Source organism: Cereibacter johrii (genome assembly GCF_001720585.1).
GTDB classification, from domain to species: Bacteria; Pseudomonadota; Alphaproteobacteria; order Rhodobacterales; family Rhodobacteraceae; genus Cereibacter_A; species Cereibacter_A johrii.
The window spans coordinates 1-3,639 of the sequence record NZ_MABH01000008.1; the positions used below are offsets into that span (position 1 = coordinate 1).

The following is a 3,639-nucleotide window of genomic DNA, read 5'->3' on the forward strand; positions in this document are numbered from 1 at the left end:
CGCGGGATAGGCGCGCCATTCGCCGGGCGCGAGCGCCGCCGCGAGGCTGCCGCCCGCCCCGTGCCAGAACGGATCGCCCGAGGCGAGCACGGCAACCGGCCGGCCGCGCAGGGCCAGCACGGGGGCGGGGTCGAAGGGCACCGGCCATTCCATCCCGCGCGACCCGGCATCCACCAGCGCCAGATGCCGCGGCCCGCCCACCACGACTTCGGCCGCCTCCAGCGCGGCCCGGCTTGCATCCGGAAGGCCCGCCGGTCCATCTTCGCCCAGACCAATGATCGAGAGCCAGGGATCAGCCATGCGCATCCTCCTTCTGGGCGGCACGACCGAGGCCAGCCGCATGGCGCGCGCTCTGGCCGAGGCGGGCTTGCCGGCCGTCTTCTCCTACGCGGGCCGCACCGCCGCGCCCGTGGCGCAGCCCTTGCCCCTGCGCGTGGGCGGCTTCGGCGGCGTCGAGGGGCTTGCCGCCTACATCCGGGTCCAAGCCATCACCCATGTCATCGACGCGACCCATCCGTTCGCCGCGCAGATGAGCCGGAACGCGGTCGAGGCCTGTGCCGCCACCGGCACGGCGCTGGTGGCGCTCGAACGCGCGCCCTGGGCGGCGGGACCCGGCGACCGCTGGCTCCGCGTCCCCTCGATCGAGGCCGCCGCCGAGGCGCTGCCCGAGGCGCCCGCCCGCGTGTTCCTCGCCATCGGGCGACAGCATCTCGCGGCCTTCGCGGGCCGCGCGCAGCATCATTACCTGCTGCGCCTCGTCGATCCGCCCGACGCGCTGCCCTTGCCCCTGGCCGAGGCGATCATCGCCCGCGGTCCCTTCACGCTGGCCGAGGATCTGGCGCTTCTGCGCCGTCACGAGATCCACTGGATCGTGGCCAAGAATGCGGGCGGCGAGGGCGCGCGCGCCAAGCTCGATGCCGCGCGCGAGCTGGGCCTGCCGGTCGTGCTGATCGACCGGCCCGCGATCCCGCCGCGTCCGCGCCTCGAGACCCCCGAGGCGGTGCTGGGCTGGCTCGCTCATCCGGCCGACCTCGGCGTATAGACCCAGCGGCCCACCCGGCGCGTGGCCGAATTGCCGAGGATCACCACGGTCCGCATGTCGGCCATCTCGGGCGTGGCCTCGGCCAGCGTGACGGTGCGCAGATGCTGCTCGGGCGTCGAGACCGCGCGCGCGAAGGTCACGAGCCGGTCGGGCCCGCAGGCCTCGCGCAGGAGTTCCAGAGCGCGGACAAAGCCTTCGGGGCGGGACTTCGAGCGCGGATTGTAGAAGGCCATGGCGAGATCCGCCTCGGCCGCCAGCCGCAGCCGCTTCTCGATCAGCGCCCAGGGCTTGAGATTGTCCGACAGGTTGATCGCGCAGAAATCATGGCCGAGCGGCGCCCCGGCGGCGGCGGCGGCAGCCAGCATCGCGGTGATGCCGGGCAGGATGCGGATATCCAGCGCCTGCCACTCGGGCCGCGCCTCCAGCGCCTCGAACAGGGCCGAGGCCATGGCGAAGACGCCCGGATCGCCCGAGGAGACCACGACCACCCGCCGCCCCTCGGCCGCCATTTCGAGCGCATGGGTCGCGCGCTCGACCTCCACCCGGTTGTCGCTCGCGTGAAGCGTGAGCCCCGCCCGCTCGGCCACGCGGGCAACGTAAGGGATGTAGCCCGCCACATCGGTGGCCTCCGCCAGAGCCGCCGAGACCTCGGGCGTGACGAGGTGCTCGGCCCCGGGCCCGAGACCCGCCACCACGAGCCAGCCGCTCATTCCGCAAGCTCCGGGCGGCGTCCGCGTCCGGGGACGAGCACGATGGCGAAATAGGGGCAATCCGCCCCCTCGACCTCGGCCAGCCGCGCGACCCGCTGGCCCGGCATGGTGCCGCGCTCGACGAGCCAGGCCTCCTCGAGCCGCCCGGCGGCCTCCAGCGCCCGGCGCACCTTGGGCAGGTTGCGCCCGGTCTTCATCACCACCACCGCATCGGCCGCCGCCGCATGGCGCGCCAGATCCTCCTCCGACAGCGTGCCCGCCAGCACCGAGAGCACATCGTCGCCCCAGGTGATCGGCAGGCCGGCCGCGTTCCAGCAGCCGGCCATGCCGGGAATGCCCGGCACGATCTCGACCTCGGCGCGGCCCTGCAGCCGGCTGTGCAGATGCATGAACGAGCCGTAGAACAGCGGATCGCCCTCGCAGAGCACCACCACCTCCTCCGTCCGCGCAAGCTCGGCCAGCCGGTCGGCCCAGAGGTCGTAGAATTCGGCCAGCATCCGGTTGTAGTCGGGATGGTCGAAGCGGATCTCGGTCGTGACCGGATAATCCATCGGATATTCGACGGCGTCGGGGCGCAGCATCCCCTCGACGATGCGGCGGGCCTGTCCCGCGCGGCCGGCCTTGCGGAAATAGGCCACATGCCGGGCGGTGCGGATCAGCCGGTCGGACTTGACGCTCAGAAGATCGGGGTCGCCGGGGCCGAGACCCGCGCAGATGATGCGGCCCATCATTCCACCCGGCAGGCAAGGGCGTTGACAGCCGCAACCGTGATGGCCGACCCGCCGAGGCGGCCCTCGACGATCAGCGACGGGCAGGGCAGGTCCTGCATCAGCGCCTCCTTGGATTCCGCGGCGCCCACGAAGCCCACGGGGCAGCCGATGATGGCCGCGGGCCGCGGGCAGGCCGGATCCTCGAGCATGTTCAGCAGGTGAAAGAGCGCGGTCGGCGCATTGCCGATGGCGACCACGGCGCCCGCCAGATGCGGCCGCCAGAGTTCCAGCGCCGCGGCCGAGCGGGTGGTGCCCATGGATTTCGCAAGCTCCGGCACCTCCGCATCCTGCAGCGTGCAGATCACGGGATTTCCGGCCGGCAGGCGCGGGCGGGTGATGCCTTCGCTCACCATCCGCGCATCGCAGAGGATCGGCGCCCCCGCCTCGAGCGCCGCCCGCGCCGCGATCGCCATGCCGGGCGAGAAGCGGACATGGGCCTCGAGCCCCACCATGCCGGCCGCATGGATCATGCGGACCACCACCACCTCCTCCTCGGGCGTGAAGCGCGCGAGCGCCGCCTCGGCTCGGATGGTGGCGAAGGACTGGCGGTAGATCGCCGCCCCGTCGGTTTCGTAGCGATGGGCCATCAATGGGTCTCCGTGGGGACGCAGGCGAGGAGGGCTGCGATGGAATTGCGGCGCGGCTGCCAGAGCCCGGCCTCGGCCAGCGCGCGGAAGCGGTCGCGGAGGGCGGCGAGGGCGGCGGGGTTCTCGCGCGCCATGAAGGCCACGAGATCCTCGCGCATCAGCGTCGCCTCGAAGCAGAGGTCGAAGAGCCCGTCGGGCACCGCGCGGGTGAGGTTGGCGAAGCTCGCCAGATGATCGACCGAGGCCGCGATTTCGGCCGCGCCCCGGAAGCCGTGGCGCATCATGCCATCGGCCCAGGCGGGATCGGCGATGCGCGCGCGGACGATGCGGCTCAGCTCCTCGGTGAGGCTGCGGGCGCGGGGCCGGTCGGGGCGGCTGGCGTCGAGGTGATAGAGCGCGGCCTCGCGCCCGAGCCGGGCCAGCGCCGCGGCAAAGCCGCCCTCGTGGGCGGCATGGTCGTGCGCCATCAGAAGGTCGGTCTCGGCCAGATCCTGCACATGGGCGAAGGCGTCGGCCGCGCGCAGCCGCCC

General features: G+C 73.1%; 5 protein-coding genes and 1 pseudogene. 1 reads left to right on the forward strand and 5 read right to left on the reverse strand.

Annotated elements, in window-relative coordinates:
- Positions 1 to 300 (reverse strand): annotated as a pseudogene (locus tag A9O63_RS00190) (cobalamin biosynthesis bifunctional protein CbiET); the annotation flags it as partial.
- On the opposite strand from A9O63_RS00190, the gene A9O63_RS00195 reads away from it, so the two are divergent.
- Positions 299 to 1,042, forward strand: a complete 744-nt coding sequence (locus A9O63_RS00195; protein WP_069330113.1) for a cobalt-precorrin-6A reductase — start codon at positions 299 to 301, stop codon at positions 1,040 to 1,042. The pseudogene A9O63_RS00190 and the gene A9O63_RS00195 sit on opposite strands and share 2 nt — an antisense overlap.
- Here A9O63_RS00195 and cobJ read toward each other — a convergent pair.
- The 4 genes from cobJ to A9O63_RS00215 form a co-directional block, all read right to left on the reverse strand.
- The gene (gene cobJ / locus A9O63_RS00200) at positions 1,018 to 1,752 is read right to left on the reverse strand and encodes a precorrin-3B C(17)-methyltransferase (protein WP_069330114.1); all 735 of its coding nucleotides are present in this window, start codon (positions 1,750 to 1,752) and stop codon (positions 1,018 to 1,020) included. The genes A9O63_RS00195 and cobJ overlap by 25 nt on opposite strands.
- Complete coding sequence (locus A9O63_RS00205; protein ID WP_180325446.1) at positions 1,749 to 2,480, reverse strand: precorrin-2 C(20)-methyltransferase; 732 nt, start codon at positions 2,478 to 2,480, stop codon at positions 1,749 to 1,751. The genes cobJ and A9O63_RS00205 overlap by 4 nt, the downstream gene beginning before the upstream one ends.
- Positions 2,480 to 3,109 carry a precorrin-8X methylmutase gene (locus A9O63_RS00210; RefSeq protein ID WP_069330116.1) on the reverse strand — a complete coding sequence of 210 codons (630 nt, stop codon included), beginning with the start codon at positions 3,107 to 3,109 and terminating at the stop codon, positions 2,480 to 2,482. The genes A9O63_RS00205 and A9O63_RS00210 overlap by 1 nt, the downstream gene beginning before the upstream one ends.
- Positions 3,109 to 3,639 (reverse strand): cobaltochelatase subunit CobN (locus A9O63_RS00215; protein WP_205631805.1); only part of this gene is annotated, 531 nt, incomplete at its 5' end. The genes A9O63_RS00210 and A9O63_RS00215, both read right to left, overlap by 1 nt.